Origin of the sequence: uncultured Hymenobacter sp., assembly GCF_964242765.1 — a bacterium.
Taxonomy (GTDB): Bacteria; Bacteroidota; Bacteroidia; order Cytophagales; family Hymenobacteraceae; genus Hymenobacter.
In genome coordinates, this window is the sequence record NZ_CAXTBM010000044.1 from 15550 (window position 1) to 39776 (window position 24227).

Consider the following 24227-nt stretch of genomic DNA (forward strand, 5'->3'; position numbering starts at 1 on the left):
AGTTGAATTCAAGGAGTAGTGCCCAGCCAGCTCGGTTCTTTGGGGGCTGGCTGGGCGCCTAGGGATTGATGGTTTCGATGCCGCCATCTGGCCGGCGCTTCAGCTCGGTAACTTTCACGTTGCGCAGCCACGTTTTGCCGGACAGTTCGGTATCGTGGTAGAAGATGTACCACTTACCGTCCACTTCCACAATGGAGTGGTGCGTCGTCCAGCCTTCCACGGGGTTCATAAGTACGCCTTGGTAGGTGAAAGGGCCGTACGGTGAGTCGCCGGTGGCATACACCAACAGGTGGGTGTCGCCGGTGGAATACGAGAAGTAGTATTTGCCGTTGTACTTGTGCAGCCAGCCACCTTCAAAAAAACGGTGCTTGTTGTCGCCGGACAGAAACGGTTTGCCGTCCTGGCCCACAATCTTAACTTCCTTCACGGGCTCGGCAAAGCGCAACATATCGGAGTTCAGGCGAGCCACGCGCGGCCCGAGGGCGGGCTCGTTGGCGGCGGGCTCCTGCGTTTTGTTGGCGGCATCGTACTTTCCGGTAGCCCAGCGCTGTAACTGCCCCCCCCAGATGCCCCCCATGTACATGTAGGTCTGACCATCGGTATCCGTGAACACGGCCGGATCGATGCTAAGGCTGCCGGGAATCGGCTGTGGCTGGGCCTTGAACGGGCCCGTGGGCGACGCACTCGTGGCTACACCCATCCGAAACACATCCTGCTTGTCTTTGACGGGGAAATATAAGTAGTAGGTGCCATTTTTGAAGGCGGCATCCGGGGCCCAGAGCTGGCGGCCCGCCCACGGAATATCCTTAATATCGAGCGCCACACCGTGGTCGGTTACCTTGCCGCCGATGCTATCCAAGGACAGGATATGGTAGTCGCGCATGGCGAAATGGTCGCCGTTGTCGTTTTCCGGCATGCCCGTTTCGATGTCGTGCGACGGGTAGACGTAGATTTTGCCGTTGAAGACGTGGGCGGAGGGGTCGGCCGTGTAGATGTTTTCTATCAGGGGCTTAGCCAAGTACTTCCGGTTGGTAGTGGTGCTTGGCGCAATTGCCTGGTTGTCTGCGGCTTTGGTTTCGGTGCTCTTGTTTTCACAGGCGCTGAACAGGGCCAGGGGCAGCAGGAACAGGAAGGCCGACCGAGTGGCAGACGTATGAGAGGAGTGGCTCTTGAACAACAACGGGCGAGAATTTAGTGAACAGTTAACTACCAGCTGATGAGTGGATACAGCAGCAACACAAGGAAACAGTAACTCGGTAAGCGCAGGCCACAATTCAAACTTTCCACCTCTTTTCCTTTGCATTCAACAGGATAAAGAGCAGATGAAATTGTCCTGCTACAACGCCAAATATAGCTTTCTGCCTGACGAGCCAACCAATATGGCAGCCACTATTGCGCGAGATAAACTATCTAATCGATTTCGATAGGGTGATTTTTCGTTCCCTTTCATCAGTGAAAGAGGGCTGGCAGTCTGGCAGAGCACTCTAGGCCGTATGGAGCGTAGAGCTTGCGGCCTAGCAATAAGGCTGTCAAGCAGAGCGAAGCATCTCGCGTGCTGATACTAAATTACTGCTCTCCCATCAGCACGCGAGATGCTTCGCTTTGCTCTGCATGACGTTCTAGTTATTCACTAACAGAGCCCTCTAGCAGAGGCAAACTGTTCGAAACTGCAAGTAGGGTGGGCTGCTACCTAAGATGTGCGGTTGCTGGTTTACCAATGCTGGTAGCGAGGTTAGATAAAGAGTTCCGCAAGAGGCTCCGGCCCTGTTTTCAGCTATTTATACCACTCATTGCGCTTTTTATTAGGCCTCGACCAACTATCTGTAGTCCAACCCAAACCTTATTTTCTACATTTGAAATAGGGCCTGCTTGGTGGCAGGCTGCTCTTGTTCTCTTTCAACACAACCTGAATGCAAACTTCTATTCCTCGTTTAGGACTGGCGGGCGGTCTGCTGCTCGGTGGCTTCGCAGCCCAAGCTCAGACCACCACTTACCCGCGCAATGGCGTGCACGACCAGCGGCCGGGCCTGTACGCCTTCACGCACGCCACTATTTTCACCGATTACAAAACTAAAATCACTGACGCCACGCTGCTCATCAAAGATGGCAAGGTGGCAGCCGTGGGACCCAACGTGAAAATTCCGGCCGGCACTGTGGTGCAGGATTTGAAAGGCAAGTACATCTACCCAGGCTTTGTGGATCTGGCCACGGGCTATGGCCTACCGGAAGTGAAGCCCTTGGAGCGGACCGGTCGCCGGCCCCCGCCGCAGTTCGAAAGCAAGAAAGTAGGGGCCTTTGATTGGAACCAGGCCATCCATCCGGAAGCGGATGCGGCCAGCGAATTCAAGCTCAACGACGAGCAGGCCGATGCGTATCGGAAGCTGGGTTTCGGGGCTGTGCTCACCCAGCAGCCCGACGGCATTGCCCGCGGCACGGCCGCCCTCGTAACCTTAGCCACCACCGGCCACCGCGAAAACGACGTGATTCTGGTGGAGCGTGCTGCCGCTGGCTTTTCCTTCGATAAAGGCACTAGCACCCAGAACTATCCGGGCTCCTTGATGGGCAGCATTGCGCTGCTGCGCCAAACCTATCTCGATGCTGACTGGCACCAGCGTAATCCGGGCAAAGAGCAGAACCTGTCGTTGCGGGCCTGGCAAGCCCAGCGCAACCTGCCGCAGTTTTTCGAGGTCACCAACAAGCTTAACGCCCTGCGGGCCGATAAGCTGGGCGACGAGTTCAAGACGCAGTACATCATCAAGGGCCGTGGCGACGAGTACCAGCGCATCGCCGACATCAAAGCTACCGGCGCCTCGTTTGTGGTCAGCCTCAACTTCCCCGACGCCTACAATGTGGACGACGTGTACGATGCCTCGCGCATTTCGCTGGAAGAACTAAAGCACTGGGAAATGGCACCCGCCAACGCCGCTATGCTGGCCAAGGCGGGGGTGCCCTTCGCGCTGTCGGCTGCCGACTTGAAAGACAAAAAGAAGTTTCTGCCCAATCTGCGCAAGGTTGTTCAATACGGTCTGAGCGAGGAACAGGCCCTGCGCGCCCTCACGGCCACCCCCGCCGAGCTGGTGAAAGCGCAAGACAAAGTAGGCAGCTTGAAGCCCGGCCTCACCGCGAATTTTCTGGTGTGCTCCAGCCGCCTTTTTGCCGACGACAACGTGCTGCTCGATAACTGGGTGCAGGGCGAGCGGTACCAACTCAGCAACCTGCCCGCCGACTACCGCGGCGTGTACACCTTGCAGGTAGGCAACCAACCGGCCGTGCAACTGCTGGTAGCCGGCAAGCCCGAAGCGCCCGAGTTAAAAGTGGCCTTGGCCCCCAAAGACACCGTGCGCGGCGCCATGTCGGTGCAAGGCGAACTGGCCACCATCGTTTACAACCCTACGCCCAAAGATAAAACCACTACCATTCGCCTGAGCGGTTATTACACGCCCGCCATCCGCGTGTTTCAGGGCGACGGCCAGTTGCCCGACGCTACCCGCGTGAAATGGACGGCCCGCCGCCAGGAAGCGGCCAGCCAAATTGCCAAGCGTGATTCGGTTAAAGCATCCGCACCGGTGCAACTCGGGTCGGTGCTGTATCCGTTTGCGGCCTACGGCCGGGCGGCAGTACCCCAGCAGGAAACGGTTTTGATTAAGAACGCTACCGTCTGGACCAGTGAAGCGGCTGGCAAGTTGGAAAACACCGACGTGCTGCTGGTAGGCGGCAGAATTTCGAAAGTAGGCAAGAGCCTCGCGGCCAAGGATGCGCGCGTGATTGACGGCACGGGCAAGCACCTCACGCCGGGCATCATCGACGAGCACTCCCACATTGCCATTATCGGCGGTGTGAACGAAGGCACGCAGGCCGTGACATCAGAAGTTCGTATCGGCGACGTGCTCGACCCCGAAGATGTGGATTTGTACCGCGACTTGGCGGGCGGCGTGACGGCCGCGCAGCTTCTGCACGGTTCGGCTAACCCCATCGGGGGGCAGTCGCAACTGATTAAGCTGCGCTGGGGCGCGGCAGCCGAAGACTTGAAAGTGGCCGGCGCCGACCCGTTCATCAAGTTTGCGCTCGGCGAAAACGTGAAGCAGAGCAATGCGGGGGAAGCCAACGTGCTGCGTTTCCCGCAGTCGCGCATGGGCGTGGAGCAGGTGTTTGTGGATGCCTTCACGCGGGCCAGGGAATACGAGAAAGAGTGGGCGGCGTACAACAAGCTCGGCAAGGGCAAGCAAAAGAAAACCGACGCCCCGCGCCGGGATTTAGAGCTGGATGCGCTGGTGGAAATCCTCAACAACAAGCGCTTTATCACCTGCCACAGCTACGTGCAAAGCGAAATCAACATGCTGCTAAGCGTGGCCGACCGTCTGGGCTTCAAGGTAAATACCTTCACCCACATTCTGGAAGGCTACAAGGTAGCCGACAAAATGAAAGCCCACGGCGCTGCCGCCAGCACCTTCGCCGACTGGTGGGGCTATAAAAACGAGGTACGCGACGCTATTCCCTACAACGCCGCCATCATGCACGACGCCGGCCTGACGGTGGCCATTAACTCCGACGACGCCGAAATGAGCCGCCGCCTCAATCAGGAAGCCGCTAAAACCGTGAAGTACGGCGGCTTGTCGGAAGAGGAAGCCTTGAAGCTGGTGACCATCAACCCCGCCAAAATGCTGCACGTTGATAAGCAGATGGGCAGCATCAAGGAAGGCAAAGACGCCGACGTGGTGCTGTGGAGCACCCATCCGCTGAGTGTTTACGCCCACGCCGAGCGCACCTTCGTGGACGGCCGCCAGTTCTTCGACATCGAATCGGACAAGGCCTTGCGCACGGAGATGGAGCGGGAGCGGCTACGCATTGTGCAGAAGATGCTAGCCGCCAAGAAAGGCGGCGCGCCCACCCAAACGCCTACTGCCAAAGCCACCGGCCACTTCCACTGCGACACGGAAGGGGAAGACAAGGAACTAGACCAGTAAAAAGTAAAACGAACGACCATTCCTTTCAAACCTAAGAAAGGAAATCAGCAGCGTCGCCTTTCATTCAAGCTACCAACCATGAAACATATATTCCTTTCTTTGAGCCTGCTTGCTGTGCTGCCAGCGGTAGCGCAAGTGCCCATGCCGGCCCCCGCCCAGAGCAAGCCGATCCTACTGGTGGGCGGCAACCTGCACGTGGGCAACGGCACGGTGGTGCCCGACGCGGCCGTGGCCTTCGACAAAGGCCGCATTACGTACGCGGGAGCCCAGGCCGGCTTCGCCCAGCGCAATGGCTACGAGGTGGTGGACGTGAAAGGCCAGGAAATCTACCCCGGTCTGATCCTGCCCAATACCACGCTGGGTTTGACTGAAACCGAATCCATTCGCGCGACTGTGGACGAGCAGGAAGTGGGCACGATGAACCCCAACGTCCGCTCCCTTATTGCCTACAATACTGACTCTGACATCATCCCGACGGTGCGTACCAACGGCGTGCTCATGGCGCAGATTACGCCCCGCGGGGGTATGCTCTCGGGGCAAAGCAGCATCGTGCAGCTCGACGCTTGGAACTGGCAGGACGCCGCCGTGCGCCCCGACGACGGGCTGCACCTGAACTGGCCGCTGATGGTGCTCAAACTGGACCCCACCGAAGACGAAAAAGCGGTGGAAAGGCGCATCAAGGACCGCCAAACGCAGTTGCGCGACCTAGAGGTGATGTTCACGGAAGCGGCAGCCTACAAGAACTCGCCCACTAACCGCCGGGAAAACCTGCGCCTTTCCGCGCTGGCGGGTATTTTCGACGGCTCCAAGACCTTGTTTATTCACGCCGACTACGGCAAGGAAATCGTGGAGGCGGTGAGTTTTGCCAAGCGGCTGGGCGTACAGAAAGTGGTGGTAATTGGGGCCCGCGACGCCTGGATGATGCTCGACTTTCTCAAGCAAAACGACGTGGCGGTGGTACTCTCCCGCACGCACGCCCTGCCCCGCCGCCCCGGCGACGACTACGACCTGCCCTACCGGCTGCCAAGCATGCTGCAACAAGCCGGCATCCGCTACTGCCTTGATTACGAGGGCAGCATGGAAACGGCAGGTTCGCGCAACCTCGCCTTCATTGCCGGCACTTCCGCCGGCCACGGCCTCACCCCCGAACAAGCCCTGACAGCCGTTACCCTAAGCCCCGCCCGCATCCTGGGCATCGACAAAGACTACGGCAGTCTCGAAGCAGGCAAAAGCGCCACGTTGGTGGTAAGCCGCGGCGACTTGCTGGATATGCGCACCAACAACGTCACCCGAGCCTACATCGACGGGCGCGCATTCAGCTCGGAAAACAAGCAAGTGTACCTGAACCGAAAGTTTCGGGGCAAGTACGGCATGCAACAAGCCGGGCAGCAGTAAAACACTCATTTTCAAGTAGAACACAAAGGCAGGAAATCCGGAACTCCAGATTTCCTGCCTTTGGCTGGTGCCAAAATTACTTGCCTTTCAAGCTACATGATTGGACATGTGTTTGTTGGCGAGCAACCAGCATTCTACACTTAATGCAGAGGTCGTCTTTTCAGCATGCCTCCCACAGCGTCATCAACGCTGTGCTGCACCAGGAACGCACGTGGATCTAGGCGCTTCACTTCTTCGCGCAGCCTTGGTAGCTCCAGCCGGGTAACTACGGTGAAGATGATATCTATCTCTTCCCGCTGCTCTCCCCGTTTGCCATAGCCGCTCTGCCCTTTATACACGGTTACCCCACGGCCCAGGATTTTGGTAACAACTAAGCGAATATCCTCGCTGCGCTCCGAGATAATAGTTACCCCGGTATATTGCTCGATGCCGTTGAGAATGAAGTCCAGGGTTTTGGATGCCGCGACGTAGGTCAGAATAGAATACAGGGCTTCATTAACCCCAAGTACAAAGACGGCAACTCCGAAAATGAAGATATTGAGGATCAGGATGATGTCGCTGACCTTAAGCAAGGGAGTGTTCCGATTGATGAGCAAGGCTAATATCTCGGTGCCATCAAGCACCGCTCCGCCGCGCATAGCCAAGCCAATACCTGCTCCAATAAAAACGCCTCCGAACACGGCAGTAAGCAGCAAATCATGGGTAACATCGGGGTAGGGCAGTACCACCAAGCACAACGCTAGCCCCGCAATGGCCGCCGCGCTTTTAATGGCGAATCGCAGGCCCATTTGCCGGTAGCCTAGCACCAGAAAAGGCACGTTAATTAACAATAGGCCCAGCGAGAGAGGCAGTTGCAGGCCCGTCGACAGCAACATAGAAATACCAGTTGCGCCCCCATCGATGAAGTGACTGGATAGCAGGAACCCTTTCAGGCCCATGCCCGCCGACAAAATGCCCGCGAGAATAAAGGCTATGTTTTTTATAGCAGTGAACGAGCGGTTCGTCGGCGGGCTGTTGGGCGGTGGTGTCGACTCGGTTGCCGAAGCTGAGCGCATCTTGTTCAGAAAAAACAGTTGGGGTATCAACATAGACGAGGAAGATTAAGAGAAACCGACCTTTGGAGTCGGGTTTCACGGACCGAAAGCTACTTAAATGCGTGGGCGTTGTTAGGCACCAAACGCTCGGCTCCAGCTACTGCCTACGTTGCTACCTAGCACAGGGTCGGGGTAAATTGGCTTTACAGCACAACAATTCCCTGTACGCTACGCTAAAGGGATCTGAAAATAACTGCTTGCCAGTAGGTCAATTTCATGCTGTAAATGGCGCTGGCGCCGGATGCCGCTATATTCGGCATAGCTGAACATCTGGCTGCAAACGTTGGAACTGCGCGTTGCGTGGTTAAATCCTACCCCCTCGATTAGCCTCCTAGAAGACGAGGTTGCCAAGTCTTGAATCCGGCCACTACCCGAGGCCTATGAACCGGACGGATTGGAATAGTATCTTTGTAGCACTAAGCTGCCTTCACTTTAGATCGTTATGAAAAAACGTACAGAATTACGTTCTTTCGTTGGTTAACTTACTCTAGCCTCTAATAGAAGAGTTGTTTTGTTTCTTTATATAGTTATACAAAGCGGCTTCACCAGCTACAGGATAAAGTGTCTGAAGGATAGTAGTGATTCAAGCAAATGCCAATAGGAGAAACGTGGTTATGTGAAAGGCAGCAGATATAAGTCTATTTTCTTTTTATTTATCCAGTAATTGTAATGCCATGAGCGTGAGTTTATCTGCGCTAATGGGTTCCTACGCTATTCACTTTTGATGAAGCACTTTCTACTTACCCTCCGTGGGCTAGTTTTTCCTCTGGTTTTGCTCGCTAGCCAACCTGTGGCAAAGGCTCAAACGGTGGAGCGCCGCACCAGTATCGGCCTAACTGGTAGCGCCCTGCAGTACAGGGGCAACTTCGGCTCGGATTATTGGAAGTTTGATGCCAATGAATATGCCCCGGGCCTAGTAATCAATCAGTACCTTACGCGGGGGTTGGACCTAAACACACAAGCCATCTACGGGCAGCTAACGGGCCGCCTTAGCCCCACTACGTACTTCAACACGACGTTAGTCAACGTAAATGTAGGCTTCAAGCTCAAGCTCAATAATGGCTGGGCCTTGAAAGAGGACGCTCGATTGCAGCCCTATTTGCTGGCCGCTTCCGGCTGGACCTATGCCAGCCGGACCGGCTTGGCTGATGGCACGCGCATCGATGAAGACAAGAGCTACGTGGATGTGCAGGCCGGGGCTGGCATCAATCTGCGCTTGGGGGGAGGCGTAGCCCTTTTTGTGCAAACCAGCCAGCACATTCCCATGCGAGCCAATTTGGATGGCTCTCCCGAACAAAGTACGCCGCGCTGGGCCGACCGTTTTCTTCAACATATGGTGGGGCTGACGATCAACATGGGGCAAGGTCCCGATGCCGATGAAGATGGCGTGCCCGACCGGTTGGACCATTGTCCTTCCACCCCCAGTAACCTGGACGTTGACGAACACGGCTGTGCATTTGACGATGACCAGGATGGGGTTCCCAATTACCTAGACCAATGTCCGGGACAAACTGGCTCGGCCGAGCTTCACGGCTGCCCGGACACCGACCAAGATGGGGTCGATAACAGTGATGACTCCTGTCCTGATAAACCGGGGAAGCCTGAACTGCATGGCTGTCCGGATACCGACAACGATGGCATTGTTGATCAGGAAGATACCTGCCCAGATACACCTGCCGGCGCGACCGTTAACGCCAGCGGCTGTACTCTAGCTCCTGCCCCCGTCATTACCAACGCCTCCGATACGGATGGCGACGGGGTACTCAATGCCGAGGACCGCTGCCCCGATCGTGCTGGTCCGGCCGCCAACCATGGCTGTCCGGAGATCAGAGCCGAGAGCCGCCAGCGCCTAGCAGAAGCTACCCGCTTGATTGGCTTCGAACGCAATCAGGCTACTTTGCTGCCTTCCTCCTACCCCACCCTGGATGCTATAGCCGAGCTCCTAAAAGAATATCCCGACTACTCGCTCAGCATTGCGGGCCACACGGATAGCCAGGGGCCAGCCGCCTTCAACCAACGCCTCTCACGAGAGCGGGCAGCCGCAGCTCGCCGTTACCTGCTCGACCATGGCTTGGGTGAATCCCGCGTTGAGGGGCTAGGTTATGGCATCAGCCATCCACTAGTTCCCAATACAAGCGAGGAAGGTCGCGCCCAGAACCGCCGCGTGGAGTTCGACCTGTTCTTAACCGGCGACCCAAATGCGGCCCGCGTGAAGTACGGGCCGGAGCCTAGTCTTCCTAAGGTAACTTCGCCAACGAAGAAAGGGACCACCAAAAAAAGAATAAGCTCTAAATCTTCCCCACGAAAGAAGGCAACTCCCACTCGCCGGAGGAAAGCAGCGAGCACACCGCGCCGTGCTCGTCCAAGCACGCAATGGTAATTCGTAAACGGTAGGAAACCTTACACCGGCCGCGATAAAAACGTCGTGGCCGGTGTAGGATCCGAGGCAACTGTGAAGCTCCTACCTATGCTTGGTAGTGGGTTTGCGTATCGCAACAAAGCCGGACACCCTTGGGGCTTTAACAGCCACAAATCCCGGAAAAGCTACCGGCGTTTCTCTTTCTTGAGGCGGCACTTGTTTATTAAACTGTAACAAGATATTCTTGTATTGTATAAATAAGCTGATCGCAGCTTTTCTCTGTTTTCTTCGCCCTTTATGGCTGACGCCTATGTTTCGTTTGACCCGGCGGCTACCGTTAACGGGGATACGCTCCGCGCGCTCTTGGCAACCTTCCATATTCCCCAACTAGCGCGCGAAATGCTGGAAAAGTACGGGTTGCCTGCCAACCCTCAGCCTGGGCATTGGTATTCCCTACAGGCTTGGCTGGACGTGCTTTCGGAACTAGAGTTATTTTATGGGGACCGAACAGTGTACGCTGTAGGGTTGCAGGTTGCCACGAGCAGCCTCTGGCCGGCACACATTACTACCCTCGAACAGGCGCTTCATGCTTTAGACGAAACCTGCCGCCTTAACATAAAGGGCACGACTATCGGCTATTATCGCATAGAGTCTCAGCAACCACGGAAAATTTGGGTGCACTGTTTAACGCCGACCCCAGTTGATTTCGAGCGTGGAATTATCACGGGCTTAGCTCGAAAATTTAAGCCGTTAGATTCGCTTCGGGTTGAAATAACTAGAGAGAACATGCCCCTTGATGCTCCTCACCTTCTCAAACGGTTTCAGGTAAAGTGGTAATCGGAATAAGGGCGCAGGGACTCATTTTTGGCTAGGGCCACACTACACACCCAAAGCCCTGGCCAGATAGATTGAATCAACTTTCCTGTGTTGGATCTAGCGCCAGCCAACCCATAGAGGTTTACGATTTTGTCGGCCATTATGCGTACAGCAGTGGCCGCAGATGATGTACTAGTGTTGTATAAATAGCATGAGGCAGAAGGTATATCCCTTCCAAGGCTTTCATCTCGGAGAGTTTCACTTTCGGAGACTAGGCAACCGCTGCTATCGGATAATTAATTGAATTGGCGTAACCAAACGGGCCAACAAGCAAATCGCCGATCATGAGGGCGTGGCCGTTGCGGAGGGCCGCAGTTGCTTCGCTATGAGAGACGCGCAAGCCGTCGATTGTATTGAAATCGAGCAAGGTTTCCAGCGTCTGAGGCGACGATGACAAAAAGAGGGCTAAAGCAGTTAATTCCATAAGGCGTGTGCGCAGTAGTATAGATGCAGATAAGACAAGTAAAACTCGTGCATACGCGCGTAGAAGAAAAGGTAATACTACCCGGATTTGCGACTAGTATTTTACCAAGTTTACGCAGTTTCAATAGCTAGAAACCCAGCAAACGCTTGCTACCATGGGCAGATTATAAATTTACATAAAGGGCAAATAATGCAAAGTAGTGACATGGCAGCAGGTGCTAATAATGAAAGGCTAATTCCAATAGTGTTTTAATGGCTGGCGCCATTCACTCTGTACAAGGCCCGAGATAAGATGGAAAAAAGCCTTGCAAATAAGTGCGGCACAATGCCCCAAAGGCTTGTTTCTGTTCGCGCCGATGCGTCCTCATCGTCTTAAATAAGGACGCAGCAACTCATAGGCCCGGTTGGCGCGCGGCACATCGCCAACTTGTTGCGCTGCCAGGTAGAGCTGCTGAGCGGTAGCGACATGTTGACCTATCTCCCGGTCGAATATGTTGCTTTGATGGGCGGTGTAGTAGAGCAGGGCTCGCTGAGTCCGGTCCAGCAAGGCATCCTGAAGTTGATTGGCCCGGATTAGTTCGCCACCAGCAATTAGGGCTGGCACCAGCTGCGGGGTGTAGAAATCATAAGGAATGGCTTGGTCGGGCATCACGGCCAAGCACTTATCGGCTATCTTTCGGGCCGTGGTTGAGTCACCAGCAGCCAGATAGGCCGAGGCCAAGCGCGCAAATTTTTCGCGGTAACTAGCCGGGAACATCAGGCTGTTCTCGTCGTGGAACAGGGAGGCATTGTTCAGGCCGCGGTAAGCGAATTGTTGCATTAGCTTGTTGTACAGAATGTCTTTTTCCACGTATCCTGCTTCCGCACGCGGATCGTAGTTCGGGTCTTTGAGGGGTAATATGCGCCACGCTAGTCCTTCCAGTTGAAAATACGGTTCCAGGCCTAGGTGGTCCTGGGGCAGCGCCACGCTGGTGGCAAAGTAAACGGGGCGTTTCCACTGGTTGGTGGCCAAAATATCGAGCACAACCAAGCTCTTCTTCTCGATGGCGCCTTTGCCCAGGTTGAACTCCATCTTATCAACTAACTGGCCTCGCCGACTGGGTGGGATGATACCGAGTTGCTTCACGGCCGTTGTATCTACGGGTAAGTAAAATTTAGGCGAAGGAAAAGACATTAAAGTGCCACTCCCCTCTCCGTAGCTAACCTTCAGCAAGTCGCTATCCTTGCTCACTAGTTCAACAAAGTCATTGAGGTTGACTTCGCGCACGTTCGGATTCTCCACGTAGGGCAGGTAGTCATTGGTTCCTTGCAGGTAACGGGCGGGAGCCAGAGAAATAGGCAGCGGCTGCGACTGATACGAGCGGTTTCTCATCTGCTCGACGTACCAGTCGGTGTTTAAGTAGCTCAGCACAGCCACCCGCACATCGGTGCGCACGCCTTCCACCGTCTGGGCATACCAGAGCGGAAACGTGTCGTTGTCGCCGTTGGTAAACAGGATGGCGTTGGGCGCGCAGGAACTGAGCAGGTTCTTGGCGGAATCCACGGAGCTAAAGCGGCCCGACCGGTTATGGTCGTCCCAGCCTTCGGTGGCCATAATGCCCGGCACTACCAGGCCCAGCAGCGTAGCAAAGGCGGCACGGGCAGTATCGCCCTGCCTTAGTTTCCGCAGCAGGTCTGCTAGCGCCAGCACGCCCAAGCCTATCCAGATGGCAAAGGCGTAAGTGGCCCCGGTGAAAGTGTAGTCCCGCTCGCGCGGCTCGATGGGCGGCTGGTTGAGGTAGACGATAATGGCCAGGCCAGTGAATAGAAATAGCAAGGCCACCACTAGTGCATTTTTGGGGTCGCGGCGCACTTGATACAGCAAACCCAGCAAACCCAGCAGCAAGGGCAAGGCCAGGAAATTGTTGCGGGCTTTGTTGTCGGCCACGCGCTCAGGCAAATTCTGGCTGTCGGCCATAGGCCACAGAACGCCGGCCTGCTGCACGTCGCTTTCCCGGCCCACGTAGTTCCAAAGGAAATAGCGCCAAAACATGTGCCCCATCTGGTAGCGGAGCATAAAGTCAAGGTTCTGCCCCATCGTCGGCTTGACGCCCTCCTGAATGTCTACCCATTGCTGATAGTAGGGTATGCGTTGCGAGGTAGCAGCACCAGCATCGGCATAAATGCGGGGCAGTAGCATCTTGTCTTCCTCCCGATATACCAATTCCTGCCGCTGCTCGGCTACCACATACTTGTCGGTTCCTCGCACGTAACGCGGGCCCGTATCCTCTTGGGCAATGGGCTGCGCAAACACGTGCGGACCGTACAGCAACGGCCGCGAGCCGTACTGCTCGCGCTTGAGGTAGCTCACAAAGCTGAGTACATTATCGGGTGCGTTTTGATTGATGGTAGGATGGTACGCGCTCCGAATTGGTACAATCAGGTACGACGAGTAACCAATCAGAACGAACACCAAGCCTAGTAGCCCGGTGTTGAGCAGGCGCGAACGGCGCCGGTGCGAAAGCCGGAAACCGCCGAGTAGCAAACCCACCAGCAACAACACAAAAACGACTACACCCGAGTTGAAAGGCAAGCCCAACGAATTAATGAAGAACACTTCGAAAGCACTTGCTAGTGTGGGCAACCCCGGAATAACCCCGACTAGCAGGCCACCGACCAGCAAGCTGCTTGCAAACAAAGTCAACATGCCACCGCGCAGCGTAGGGCTTGCCTGTCGGCGGAAGTAGTAAAGCAGCCCCAGCGCCGGAATGGCCACCAGGTTCAGCAAGTGCACCCCAATGCTCAACCCTACAACGTAGGCAATTAGCACCAACCATTTGTCGCTGTCGGCCTCATCGGCCCGGTTTTCCCACTTCAGCATCAGCCAAACCACAGCGGCCGTACACAGAGCCGATAAGGCGTACACTTCGGCTTCTTCGGCGTTAAACCAAAACGAATCAGAGAAGGCAAATGCCAGGGCACCAACTACACCTGCTCCGAGTAGTAGCACGGTCTGGCCGCGCGTGGGGGCCACTAGTTGGCTGCCGGATTGGCGGGCGTCACGCAGCACCAGCTTCTGGGCGAGTAGGGTGATACTCCAGAAAAGGAACAATACCGTGAAAGCGCTACTGAGTGCGGAAAGCGAATTGATTAGTACTGCCACTTTGCTGGTGTCGCCGAAGCTCAGCAACGAAAACAGCCGGCCGAGCAGCAAAAACAAGGGGGCACCGGGCGGATGGGGCACGAGCAGCTTATAGGAGCAGGCAATAAACTCGCCACAGTCCCAGAACGAAGCCGTGGATTCGAGGGTGAGCCAGTACACGATGGCAGCAAGGGTAAACACCAGCCACCCGACCAGATTATTAAGCTTTTGATAGGAGCGCATACCGAACAGTGAAAACCACGCGGAACAGAAGTAGCCTGCCCGAGGTTGCGCTGGCAAAGGACCAGAAGTGGGGTGTAAACGACTGTTATTTTGTGTTAATGATTGTTAACGGCTTGGTTGGGCAGGAGCATCCCCCGTACTTTCGACTAGCTGCCCATCAGTAGCTCCTGCCCCATGAAAAGTCGTCTGCGTGTTATTTTTTGGCTGATGAGTTTGTGTATGCTGGGCATCAACGGCTTTCAAGCGTATTGGCTCTACACCACTTACCAGCTTACCACAACCCAATTCGCTCGCACAGCCCACGAGGCGCTGTTAACTGTCTTGCAACGGCAGCAGCTAGCCGAATTGCAGACGCTGCTGCAACCAACCGTTCCCGGCCAAACCTACAGCCACGTTGCACTGCCTATCCAAAACCTAGACGAAGCTGGCCGCGCCCAGTTGCGGCAATTGCTGCAAACCGGCAGCCGGCAGCCGGTTGATAGCCGCGCCGCACGCCGCCAAGAAGACAGCGTGGCTCAGGCTTTTTTGCAGTTTCTGCTACGCAACACCGGGACGTCGCCCACGCTCAACCTCGCCCGCTTGGCCACCGCCTACCAAGCCGAATTGAAGCTGCGCGGGGCCGAAGCCACTTTTCTTTTCGATACCGTGGCAACGGCCACCGACCAGCGCCTTCCGTCGGTGCCACTGCAAGCGGGCTACTCTGTGCAAACGCCCCCGGTTGCCCTGCCTGCGCTGCCTAAAGTAGCAGTACGGGCGGCGTTCCGCCCTCCATTGCCGTACGCCCTGCGCCGGATGGGTGGGCTGCTGGCTGGCTCGTTCGGCTTGTTGTGCTTAACGACAACCTGCTTCGGACTGATGTTGTCCACGATCCTACGCCAGAAAAAGCTTTCCGAAATTCGCGAGGACTTCATTAACAACATGACCCACGAATTGAAGACCCCCCTGGCTACCGTTACGGCGGCCGTGGAGGCATTGCAGCACTTTGGGGCGCTTGAAAACCCTCAAAAAACGCAAACCTACTTAGCTATTTCGCAGCAGGAACTGCTGCGGTTGTCGGGGTTGGTCGACCATGTGCTGCACATGGCGGTTGCGGAGCGTCAACCCCTGCAACTGCACCCTGAAACCGTGCAACCCGCTGAACTGGTGGCCGAACTCGTGCAACAGCACCAACTCACTACAATGAAAGCCGTGCACTTTGCCGTGGAGGTAGCCCCCGCCGCCATCCTTTGCGACCGACTACACTTGCGCAACGTCATCAGCAATCTGATCGACAACGCCATCAAATATTCTCGCGACCAAGTAACCATCACCATTCAGGGGCAGCCGGAAAGTGTAGGCTGGCGCCTGACCGTAACCGACGACGGCATTGGTATTCCGAAGGGGTACCTGCCGGCGGTTTTCGACCGTTTCTTCCGGGTACCGACCGGCAACTTGCATCCCGTTAAAGGCTTTGGATTAGGCCTTTACTACGTCCGGCAGGTGATTGAGCGGCACGGGGGGCGGTTGCAGGTGCAGAGTGAGTTGGGTAGCGGCAGTGCCTTTTCTCTCTGGCTTCCCTCGCATTAGTCGCTGCACATGGCAACTGTTCTGTTGGTAGAAGATGAAGCGGCTTTGGCTTTAATTATTAAAGACAGCCTGGAAATGCGGGGCTTCACGGTGCAGCACGCTGCTGATGGCGAGCAAGGACTGTACCTCTTTCGGCAGCATCCACCCGATATCGTAGTGGCCGACATCATGCTACCGCGGCTCGATGGCTTCTCGATGGGTGAGCAGTTGCGGCGCGAAAATTCCACCGTTCCGCTTATTTTCTTGACGGCCCGCTCTCAGTCCGCCGATGTTGTGCGAGGTTTCGAGTTAGGCGGCAACGACTACCTCAAGAAGCCCTTTAGCATGGACGAGTTGGTGGTACGCATCCAAGCACAGCTCAACCGCAATGGACTCCCTATTAGCTCGTCCCCTTCCGAGCCTCTGAAGATAGGCCGCTACGTTTTCGCTTATACTCAGCAAAAACTCCGGTTCGCCGAGACGGAAATAGAACTCACTAACCGTGAAGCTGAGCTTCTCAAGCGCCTCTACGACCACCGCAATCAGGTTCTGGAACGCTCGGCTGTCTTACTCGATCTGTGGGGTCAAGACCACTTTTTCAACGGTCGTAGCCTGGACGTATTTGTTACTCGCCTACGCCGCTACCTGCGTGATGACCCGCAGGTACAGATTCTCAATGTTAGAGGCATCGGCTATAAACTGATTTTCTAAAAGCAACCATTCCGGCCACTCTGCTAAGAGTAACTAGAAGCCTTATTTATACAAAATAAAACCAATGGCCGCACTAGCTATCAGTCAATAGCTGACACATTTACTTTGGACGCGTAAATACTTAGGAATTCTAAGAGGCTATCAAGCTAGTGTACTTATTACTACTGTCTAGAAGGCTGTTATGCAATACCCAGTATTGTACGTACAAACGTATAGAAAACGTACAAATTAGTTTTTTATGTAAATAATGCAATAATATAGCTTTGGCTTTGTTAGTTAATTGTTGATATCTTTACGCCAGCTAATCATTATAACGATTCTAATAGACTAAGTTTCTTAAGTTAGAACTGAAGCGGGCTACTGTGCACTGATGGTTAAAATGTTCTTGAAGAGAAACTTGCTTTTCGCAGTTACTCCCTTTTTTGTGTTGAGAATGGCGCTGGAGCAGCTACCAGTTGCTATTCCCTACACAATTGAAACGAGTAGCTTGGTAATGCCCGTAAGTGAGTGGACGCTAAGCCGGGCGCAGAACGGCAATTTAATTTCCACTGTAAAAGACAACCGCACAGGCCGGTTAAGTGCTTTTTCTGCCTCGGTATTTCAACGGGGAGACCAAGCCGATTTTCAACTGAATCCGAACATCTATCATCAACTCTACCTCACCAAAGGAGACACGGTAGCTCGCATGTACTCCAATCAGGATCAAGAGCGATTGGTGCAGTTACAAGGAGAATTGGCCGTGCAACAAGCCGAGTTACAACTCGTCAATTCAGGCCAGAAAGCCGCTGACGTAGAAGGAGTTGCCAACCAGCTAGCTCTAGCCAAGCAGGAACTAGACGCCCAACGGACTCTGACCAAACGAGCCGAGGCCTTGCACCAAGATTCATTGACTTCATTGCAAAACTATGAGTTGGCCCTCAACAAGCTGCGTGTACGCGAATTGAACGTAAACATGATTGGGGCCGAGTATAAATCTGTTACTACAGGCGGCAAACCCGAGCAAATTCGGGTTATCCAAACCCGGATTATTTCATTACAACAACAGATTCGTCACATCGAGCAGAGCTTGAAAGAACTGACGCTCGTTTCGCCGGTTTCAGGCGCCGTGCTTTTGAAAAAAGCCCCAGCAAATCCTGCCGAAGAAGTTCTCGTATCCGTGGCCGATAATTCCTCCTATGTCGTGATACTACCGGTTAATTACGTGGAACGGAATTACGTGCAAGAACAGCAGAAAATAGAGGTGGCGGTTACGGGAACTAGCCATACCGCAGTCGGAAAAATAATTGGAATCGATAATACGGTGCAGATTGTGGACGGCCGTCAGGCTTTCTTTGTTACCGCCGTAATTGAAGACAAAAACGCTCCTCTGGTTCCAGGCATGGTCGTCAGAACCACCCTTTCATGCGAATCTATTTCCCTAACCGAGCACATAGCTCGAATAGCGGAATGCCTTTTTATTTATTGATTATCCGGCTTCTCTCACCCATTCTGGGTTGATTTATTCATTGAGTTGTCGCTCTTGTTGAGCTTTTTTATGCATCAGGACGTTCAGCAGGTTTTCAATTTTTCTATCACCGTTCGGGAAGTACTCGGCCATACCGTATGGGCTACGCTTTGCGGTCTGCTTATCTCGCTCTTTTACGCCATTGCGTTTCGAAAAGCCAGCTATTCAATCAACCTTATTAAGTCGATTGTGATGCTGACCATGATTACCTCCTTCGTCATGATGGTTGTGGGGGATAATCTGGCACAGGCTTTCAGTATGGTAGGTATTTTATCGATTATCCGGTTCCGGACAGCTACCAAGGATGCTCAAGACTTTATGTTTCTCTTTTTCGCACTGGCCATCGGTTTGGCGTGCGGAGAGGGGTTATATGCCGTTGCCTTGGCTGGGTGCTTACTCATTGGGTTAGTAACTATTATTATGGCCCGCGTTATGGCCAATTCGCAGCCGGAGAGCTTGATCCTGACCATTATCCGAGAAGCTTCCGACGGTCAGCAAAACGACTATACGCCCATTTTGCAAGCCTTTTGTCAACGATACAAAGTAGTGAGTACGCAGGCATCAAGGGAAAAAAAGGGCTTGTTTATGCAACTCTCCTACGTGGCAAACTTAAAGAACGGCAGTAGCAGCGAGGCCTTGGTAGAAGCATTGAAAGAAGTGGCGGGGGTCAAGCAAGTAACCCTGGCGCTGGAAGTATAGCCTCATTCAGCAACAAGCCCATGCATAAGCTTCTACTCTCGCTGCTCCCCAACCAGCTTTTCAGTTCAAAGAAGATCAGGCTGGCGAGTTTGGCGTGCCTGAAAAAATATGCTATTGGTCTTTCTCTGTGCTTAGGGAGTCAGGCTGCCGTTGGGCAGAAAACCTGGACGCTAGCCGAATGCCTGACTTTTGCCCAAACTAATAATCTTCAGGTTCAGCAAGCGGGCCTGTTGCAGAATAAAAGCTTAGTGCAACTGAACACGGCCAAAAAGTCATTCCTACCTACAATCAATGGCCGGGTGCGTACGGCCGGAAACTGGGGATTCCTGATTGATCCTTCCACGAACGAACTGTCCAACGAATTCAATTTAGGCAACCAAGCGGCCTTGAACCTAAACCTGAATCTGTTCAACGGTTTCGCTACTTCGCATCAGATTAAGCTACGTAGTCAGCAAGTGGCAGCGGCAACGTACGATTGCCAGATAAATAGCAACAACATCTCGCTGAACATAATTTATGCGTTTCTGCAGGTGTTGCTCGGCCAAGAACAGCTCAAGAATTCCAAACAGCGAGCCGCTTATCTAGTGGAGCATCAAAGGAAAGTGAAGGCGCAGGTTGATAAAGGCGTGCTCAGCAAACGTGACTGGCTGAACCTGCAATCACAGGTTGCCGCAGAAGATCTGGTAACTGTGTACGCGGAAAACAGCGTAGAGAAGGCGCTCTTTAGCCTAAAGCAAATCATAGGCTTACCGCTTACGGAGGACTTGGCCGTAAACACAGGCAAAATTCCTGATGAATGGCTGCCAACGGAACTAACGAATGCAGAAGTATTGGCTGCTGCGGCTACTACACTACCCGATTTGCGAGCAGCGCAGGCTAAGATTGAAGCGACGTACCACGCTTGGCAGTTGGAGCGGGCCACTTACAAACCTACTTTTGCCCTTACTGCCCAACTAGCCACTCGCACGTCGAATTATCAAACGGAAGTAGTTACCAATCAGGTGCTTGATAATCTTAACCGTCGGGTTGGCCTATCGTTGTACGTACCGATTGCTAACCGTTTCCTGCTCCGAAACACCGACCAACTGGCAAAGCTGGATGCGGAATCGGCGAAGCTGAACTACCAACAAGTGGAGCGGGAACTCAGCGGGAAAGTGATGAGCGCTTTATTGGACTATAGAGCTGCTGCCAAGAAATACCGAGTCTTACAGCTACAATATAGCCTTGTGAGTGAAGAACATCGGTACGCAGCTAAAATGCTGGAACTAGGCGGCCTTAATGCTATAGAGTATAGTGTGACCCGAAGCCGACTAGTAACAGCACAATCAGAATTGGTGCAAGCCAAATACGACTGCTTCTTCAAGCAAAAAACGTTGGACTTTTATCAAGGCAAGCTTCTCCCGCTTGCGTTTTAGCAGGAAAATACCAGACGAAAGTCAGGAATAGAGCTGCAAGGCGTTTCCTGACACCATAAAGTGATAAAACTAACGGCGTATAATTGCATCTTGCGGCCTTGTATGAGACTTGTTTGATTTGGTGTGTCTACGTTTTATGCTGTCAGTCAACCCTTTACTCTACACTATTCCCCTTTCAACGAGCTACTATTTGCTGGCACCGCGCCGCGTATGCAACTGATTTCTACCGCCATATTATACTCTTCTCCATCTATGAACTATTTCCCCACCTGGATTCGAAGCATTTCTTTGCTGGGAGTTGCTTTCGGGCTGGCAAGTACAGTAGTCCAAGCCCAAACAGTGAGACCCTTTACAGCAGGCAACTACGTGGTAGTACGCATCGGCGACGGCTCGGCCGCTTTAACAAGCGCTGCCACAGCCCTCTATCTGGCTGAGTATTCTCCCACTGGCACACTCGTGCAGCAAGTGCCTCTACCCGTAGCAAGTGCAAGTCCTAATCTGGCTCTGACTGCTAGCGGCAGTGCCACCTCTGATGCCAATCTCACGCGCTCAGCCGACGGTCGCTACCTGATCTTGACGGGCTACAATGCTCCGGTTGGCCTGTCGTCCGTAACCAACTCGGCCGTTGCTACCACCAACCGCGTAGTTGGGCGTATCGCCGCAGATGGCACCGTCAATACCACAACGCGCATCAGCGATGCCTTTGACGCCAACAATATTCGTGCAGCGGCTTCGGCTGATGGCAGCACGTTTTACGCAGTAGGAGCAAACGGAGGCGTCCGCTACCTGCCCTTAGGCAACACCGGCCCGACAACGGCCCTGAGCACAGGCAACCCAACCAATCTGCGCTCCATCAACTTTTTCGGCGGTAATCTTTACGTGGGCGCGGCCGCCTCAGGAGGTTACGGCGTGCTGCAAGTGGGCACCGGAGCACCTACATCGGCAGGCCAAGCCCTGACGCTGTTACCCGGCTTTCCCAAGGACTCGGGGCCTAGCTCGTTCAACTTTTTCTGTACCGATCAAAGCAGCACAGTACCCGGCATAGACGTGGTCTATGTAGCCGATGACCGGACTCCTACCAATGGCGGCATTCAGAAATGGAGCCTGGTGGGTGGCACTTGGACGCTTAACGGCACCATTGCCAGCGCAACGGCAGCACTGCGCGGCCTTACTGGCAAGGTAACGGGCTCTGTTGTGACGCTAGTAGCGAGTGGAGCAGGTGGACTTTACACTATTAACGACAACGCTGGCTTTAACGCCGCTCCCACTACGACGACCTTGCCCGCCGCCTTGGTAACGGCGCCTGCAAACACCGCATTTCGTGGGGTAGCGCTGAGCCCAGTTGCTACAGCGCTGGCCACTCGCACCACTACTAGTCAGGGTGCAGAGATGACGACTTTTCCTAACCCTGCGCAGGAACATGTAATCGTGCGCTTAGCAACCACTTCAGCTGGTCACACTGCCGAAATACGCGACTTACTGGGCCGCTTACAACGCACCCGCGTTTTGCCCGCTTCCGGGCAGCTTGACTTAACCGGTCTACCTACCGGCACTTACTTGCTGACCGTTGATGGTCGTCTGACACAACGTATCAGCAAAACAGAATAAGCTAGCGTTGCAGGCTAAGCGCGCAGCCAACCTGTGCTGGTTGATAACACCGCTGACGATTAATTGCAGCCTGATGCCCACGCTAACGTACTACTGGCGGCTAAGCTGTTTTATAACCGTTTTGTTGAGAAAAAGGAATGAGGCATAGTCGTGCAAGTCGCCGATTTCCTGGCACTGAGTTAAGCACACAACCACAACGACAAGGGGAAGTATAGGGCCTAGTAGCCTTGTACTTCCCCTTGTCGTATTAACCACTTGGTAATCAGAGCTTATTACCGACTAATCCAAATTTCCACACAAGCTTAGCGCAGGCGGCAGACCATGGCTATCCGAGATTAAGTGCTTGTGCCATGTATTCAGGCGTATCGTTCGTGAGGCAGTGACTCGGTAAGAAGTAGCAGAACCATAGAACAACAACTTTTGGGGTTTGCCGGCCTGCTTGTTCTCTTCACCGTATTCTTTCTTCAACCAAGCGCTTGTAACCATGACTACCGACCAAAACGAACCGCGTCCAACCAACAGCGAAATCAATCCTAAGCCTATGCCGTATCCGACGAGCGAGGCGGATATGAAAGAGCAACCTGATTGGGATATGTCGAGCTACCAGCCCGCTGGCAAGCTGAAAGGGAAAGTAGCCCTGATTACGGGCGGCGACTCGGGTATCGGGCGGGCGGTGGCTTTGGCCTATGCCATGGAAGGCGCAGATGTCGCGGTAATCTACCAAACCAACGCCGAAGATGCGGCAGTTGTAGGGAAGGCAGTCGAAGCGCAGGGACGCAAGTTTGTGGCGATTCAAGCAGATGTGCGCTCGGCCGAAGCCTGTCGCCAGGCTGCGCGGCAAACCAACGCCGAATTGGGAGGCTTAAATATCTTGGTTAACAACGCCGCTTACCAGCAAGGGTACGAGCACTTCGAAACCATCCCGGAGGAAAACATTCATCGCACCTTCGACACCAACATCAAGGGCTACATCTTCATGGCTCAAGCTGCCTTACCGTACATGAACGAAGGCGACTCCATCATCAATACGGGTAGCATTGCTGGCGTTGTGGGCAACCAACACCAGATTGACTATGCCGCCACGAAGGGAGCCATTCATATCTTCACCAAAAGCTTAGCCGCTTACTTAGGCAAGAAAAAAATTCGAGTGAATGCCGTATTGCCGGGGCCTGTCTGGACACCCCTCATTCCCGGCACGATGCTGAAAGAGGATTTGAAAAAGTTTGGCGATGAAACCATGCTAGGTAGGCCAGGACAACCCGAAGAATTAGCTCCAGCTTACGTTTACTTCGCCTCCCAAGATGGCAGTTACTCGACCGGTAGTTTGTTGGAAGTAACGGGCGGAATGCCTAAAGGCGGCTAAGTTAGTCAACCGAATACTTGGGGAATAGTGGATATGCTAATGGGCTCGCCAACCAAGTGTTAGTCCGGGTGTGCCGCCCGGAAAGTAAGCTGGGGCTACGCTCAACCCCACCAACTGGGGCTTGCGGCCCCAACGGTTGCGGTGGGTCAGGTATCCCAGGTGGGCGGAAAGAATGCCGAAACCCGCGCCAGCCACCACGTCGCTCTGCCAGTGTTTGTTGTTGATCATGCGTAACGCCGCTACACTTGTGGCAATGGTGTAAGCACCCACACCATACCACTGGCTTTTGTGGCGTAACTCGGTGTGTACAATGCTGGCCGCCAGAAATGCCTGCGCTGTGTGCCCGGAGGGAAACGACAGATTATCCGAGCCGTCGGGTCTGGTTTCCTGCGACAAGTTTTTCACGGCAAAAACAGTGGAAAGCATAATCAACTCGCTTTTCAGCACCACCAATCCAATGTTCAGCCGGTCGTCGCGCGACTCGACGCCGGCTAGTATAACGGCCGCTAGTTCGGCGTAGGGAGCGAAAATTAGGATGTCATCGGCGCGGGTGCGGAAGGTGGGGAATACGCGGTGAATATCCCGGTTCGCTTCCTGGTTGGTGTAGAAGCCGCCTCCGTTAAAGGTATAGGCACCGTAACCGATAAGTACTGCTGGCACAATGGTGGCCTTGATCAACTTGCCCTGGTACCAGGGCTTAGCAACTGATGGAACGGCCGAAACCGGCTTCTCAAATTTATGCAGCGAATCGGTTGTTGCTGGGGACTGATTATGCGGAATCTGAGCTTGGATTGGAAGGGTAAGCCCGAGAAACAAAACAGCCAAGTAAGCGCGGCAAGACAACAAAAGGCTCATTTTTAACTACTTGGTATAAACTACACAGTTGGGTTTAAGGAAAGCACAGACC

General features: G+C 54.2%; 15 protein-coding genes. 10 read left to right on the plus strand and 5 right to left on the minus strand.

Features of this window, described 5'->3' with window-relative positions; translation table 11 throughout:
• Positions 1-58: 58 nt before the first annotated feature.
• A complete protein-coding gene (locus tag ACFE7X_RS17290) occupies positions 59-1051 on the minus strand; it encodes a glycoside hydrolase family 43 protein (RefSeq protein ID WP_375436964.1) in 993 nt (330 codons plus the stop codon).
• 859 nt (positions 1052-1910) lie between these two features.
• Here ACFE7X_RS17290 and ACFE7X_RS17295 point away from each other — a divergent pair.
• Together ACFE7X_RS17295 and ACFE7X_RS17300 are read left to right on the plus strand one after the other, a co-directional pair.
• Positions 1911-4964, plus strand: a complete 3054-nt coding sequence (locus tag ACFE7X_RS17295) for an amidohydrolase family protein (protein ID WP_375436941.1) — start codon at positions 1911-1913, stop codon at positions 4962-4964.
• Positions 4965-5042: 78 nt separating this feature from the next.
• On the plus strand, positions 5043-6359 hold the full coding sequence (locus ACFE7X_RS17300; protein WP_375436942.1) for an amidohydrolase family protein: 1317 nt from the start codon (positions 5043-5045) through the stop codon (positions 6357-6359).
• Between the two features lie 140 nt (positions 6360-6499).
• Here ACFE7X_RS17300 and ACFE7X_RS17305 read toward each other — a convergent pair whose 3' ends face one another.
• A complete protein-coding gene (locus ACFE7X_RS17305) occupies positions 6500-7447 on the minus strand; it encodes a YitT family protein (RefSeq protein ID WP_375436943.1) in 948 nt (315 codons plus the stop codon).
• A 796-nt stretch (positions 7448-8243) separates the two neighbouring features.
• On the opposite strand from ACFE7X_RS17305, the gene ACFE7X_RS17310 reads away from it, so the two are divergent.
• Complete coding sequence (locus ACFE7X_RS17310; RefSeq protein WP_375436944.1) at positions 8244-9833, plus strand: OmpA family protein; 1590 nt, start codon at positions 8244-8246, stop codon at positions 9831-9833.
• Between the two features lie 1066 nt (positions 9834-10899).
• Here the strand turns inward: ACFE7X_RS17310 and ACFE7X_RS17315 are convergent.
• Complete coding sequence (locus ACFE7X_RS17315) at positions 10900-11112, minus strand: hypothetical protein (protein ID WP_375436945.1); 213 nt, start codon at positions 11110-11112, stop codon at positions 10900-10902.
• 363 nt (positions 11113-11475) lie between these two features.
• The gene (locus ACFE7X_RS17320; protein WP_375436946.1) at positions 11476-14475 is read right to left on the minus strand and encodes a DUF2723 domain-containing protein; all 3000 of its coding nucleotides are present in this window, start codon (positions 14473-14475) and stop codon (positions 11476-11478) included.
• 174 nt (positions 14476-14649) lie between these two features.
• Between ACFE7X_RS17320 and ACFE7X_RS17325 the strand changes: the two genes are divergently transcribed.
• The 7 genes from ACFE7X_RS17325 (at position 14650) to ACFE7X_RS17355 (ending at position 23320) form a co-directional block, all read left to right on the plus strand.
• Positions 14650-16041, plus strand: a complete 1392-nt coding sequence (locus tag ACFE7X_RS17325; RefSeq protein WP_375436947.1) for a sensor histidine kinase — start codon at positions 14650-14652, stop codon at positions 16039-16041.
• 9 nt (positions 16042-16050) lie between these two features.
• Positions 16051-16731: a response regulator transcription factor gene (locus tag ACFE7X_RS17330; RefSeq protein ID WP_375436948.1), complete on the plus strand. Its 681-nt coding sequence runs from the start codon at positions 16051-16053 to the stop codon at positions 16729-16731.
• A 433-nt stretch (positions 16732-17164) separates the two neighbouring features.
• Positions 17165-18196, plus strand: coding sequence for a hypothetical protein (locus ACFE7X_RS17335; protein WP_375436949.1), 1032 nt, complete (start codon positions 17165-17167; stop codon positions 18194-18196).
• A gap of 69 nt (positions 18197-18265) precedes the next feature.
• Positions 18266-18934, plus strand: coding sequence for a DUF4956 domain-containing protein (locus tag ACFE7X_RS17340; RefSeq protein WP_375436950.1), 669 nt, complete (start codon positions 18266-18268; stop codon positions 18932-18934).
• A gap of 20 nt (positions 18935-18954) precedes the next feature.
• Positions 18955-20349, plus strand: a complete 1395-nt coding sequence (locus ACFE7X_RS17345; RefSeq protein WP_375436951.1) for a TolC family protein — start codon at positions 18955-18957, stop codon at positions 20347-20349.
• 252 nt (positions 20350-20601) lie between these two features.
• Positions 20602-21957, plus strand: a complete 1356-nt coding sequence (locus ACFE7X_RS17350; RefSeq protein ID WP_375436952.1) for a T9SS type A sorting domain-containing protein — start codon at positions 20602-20604, stop codon at positions 21955-21957.
• A gap of 484 nt (positions 21958-22441) precedes the next feature.
• Complete coding sequence (locus tag ACFE7X_RS17355; RefSeq protein WP_375436953.1) at positions 22442-23320, plus strand: SDR family oxidoreductase; 879 nt, start codon at positions 22442-22444, stop codon at positions 23318-23320.
• Positions 23321-23356: 36 nt separating this feature from the next.
• Here ACFE7X_RS17355 and ACFE7X_RS17360 read toward each other — a convergent pair whose 3' ends face one another.
• Positions 23357-24145 carry a phosphatase PAP2 family protein gene (locus ACFE7X_RS17360; RefSeq protein ID WP_375436954.1) on the minus strand — a complete coding sequence of 263 codons (789 nt, stop codon included), beginning with the start codon at positions 24143-24145 and terminating at the stop codon, positions 23357-23359.
• Positions 24146-24227 lie beyond the last annotated feature (82 nt).

What these genes read in the sequence shown, in the direction of transcription:
- ACFE7X_RS17315 (WP_375436945.1), bottom strand. Translation starts at nt 11,112, where the DNA reads ATGGAATTAACTGCTTTAGCCCTCTTTTTGTCATCGTCGCCTCAGACG.
- ACFE7X_RS17350 (WP_375436952.1), top strand. Translation starts at nt 20,602, where the DNA reads ATGAACTATTTCCCCACCTGGATTCGAAGCATTTCTTTGCTGGGAGTT.
- ACFE7X_RS17345 (WP_375436951.1), top strand. Translation starts at nt 18,955, where the DNA reads ATGCATAAGCTTCTACTCTCGCTGCTCCCCAACCAGCTTTTCAGTTCA.
- ACFE7X_RS17335 (WP_375436949.1), top strand. Translation starts at nt 17,165, where the DNA reads ATGGCGCTGGAGCAGCTACCAGTTGCTATTCCCTACACAATTGAAACG.
- ACFE7X_RS17300 (WP_375436942.1), top strand. Translation starts at nt 5,043, where the DNA reads ATGAAACATATATTCCTTTCTTTGAGCCTGCTTGCTGTGCTGCCAGCG.
- ACFE7X_RS17305 (WP_375436943.1), bottom strand. Translation starts at nt 7,447, where the DNA reads ATGTTGATACCCCAACTGTTTTTTCTGAACAAGATGCGCTCAGCTTCG.
- ACFE7X_RS17355 (WP_375436953.1), top strand. Translation starts at nt 22,442, where the DNA reads ATGACTACCGACCAAAACGAACCGCGTCCAACCAACAGCGAAATCAAT.
- ACFE7X_RS17295 (WP_375436941.1), top strand. Translation starts at nt 1,911, where the DNA reads ATGCAAACTTCTATTCCTCGTTTAGGACTGGCGGGCGGTCTGCTGCTC.
- ACFE7X_RS17325 (WP_375436947.1), top strand. Translation starts at nt 14,650, where the DNA reads ATGAAAAGTCGTCTGCGTGTTATTTTTTGGCTGATGAGTTTGTGTATG.
- ACFE7X_RS17330 (WP_375436948.1), top strand. Translation starts at nt 16,051, where the DNA reads ATGGCAACTGTTCTGTTGGTAGAAGATGAAGCGGCTTTGGCTTTAATT.
- ACFE7X_RS17340 (WP_375436950.1), top strand. Translation starts at nt 18,266, where the DNA reads ATGCATCAGGACGTTCAGCAGGTTTTCAATTTTTCTATCACCGTTCGG.
- ACFE7X_RS17320 (WP_375436946.1), bottom strand. Translation starts at nt 14,475, where the DNA reads ATGCGCTCCTATCAAAAGCTTAATAATCTGGTCGGGTGGCTGGTGTTT.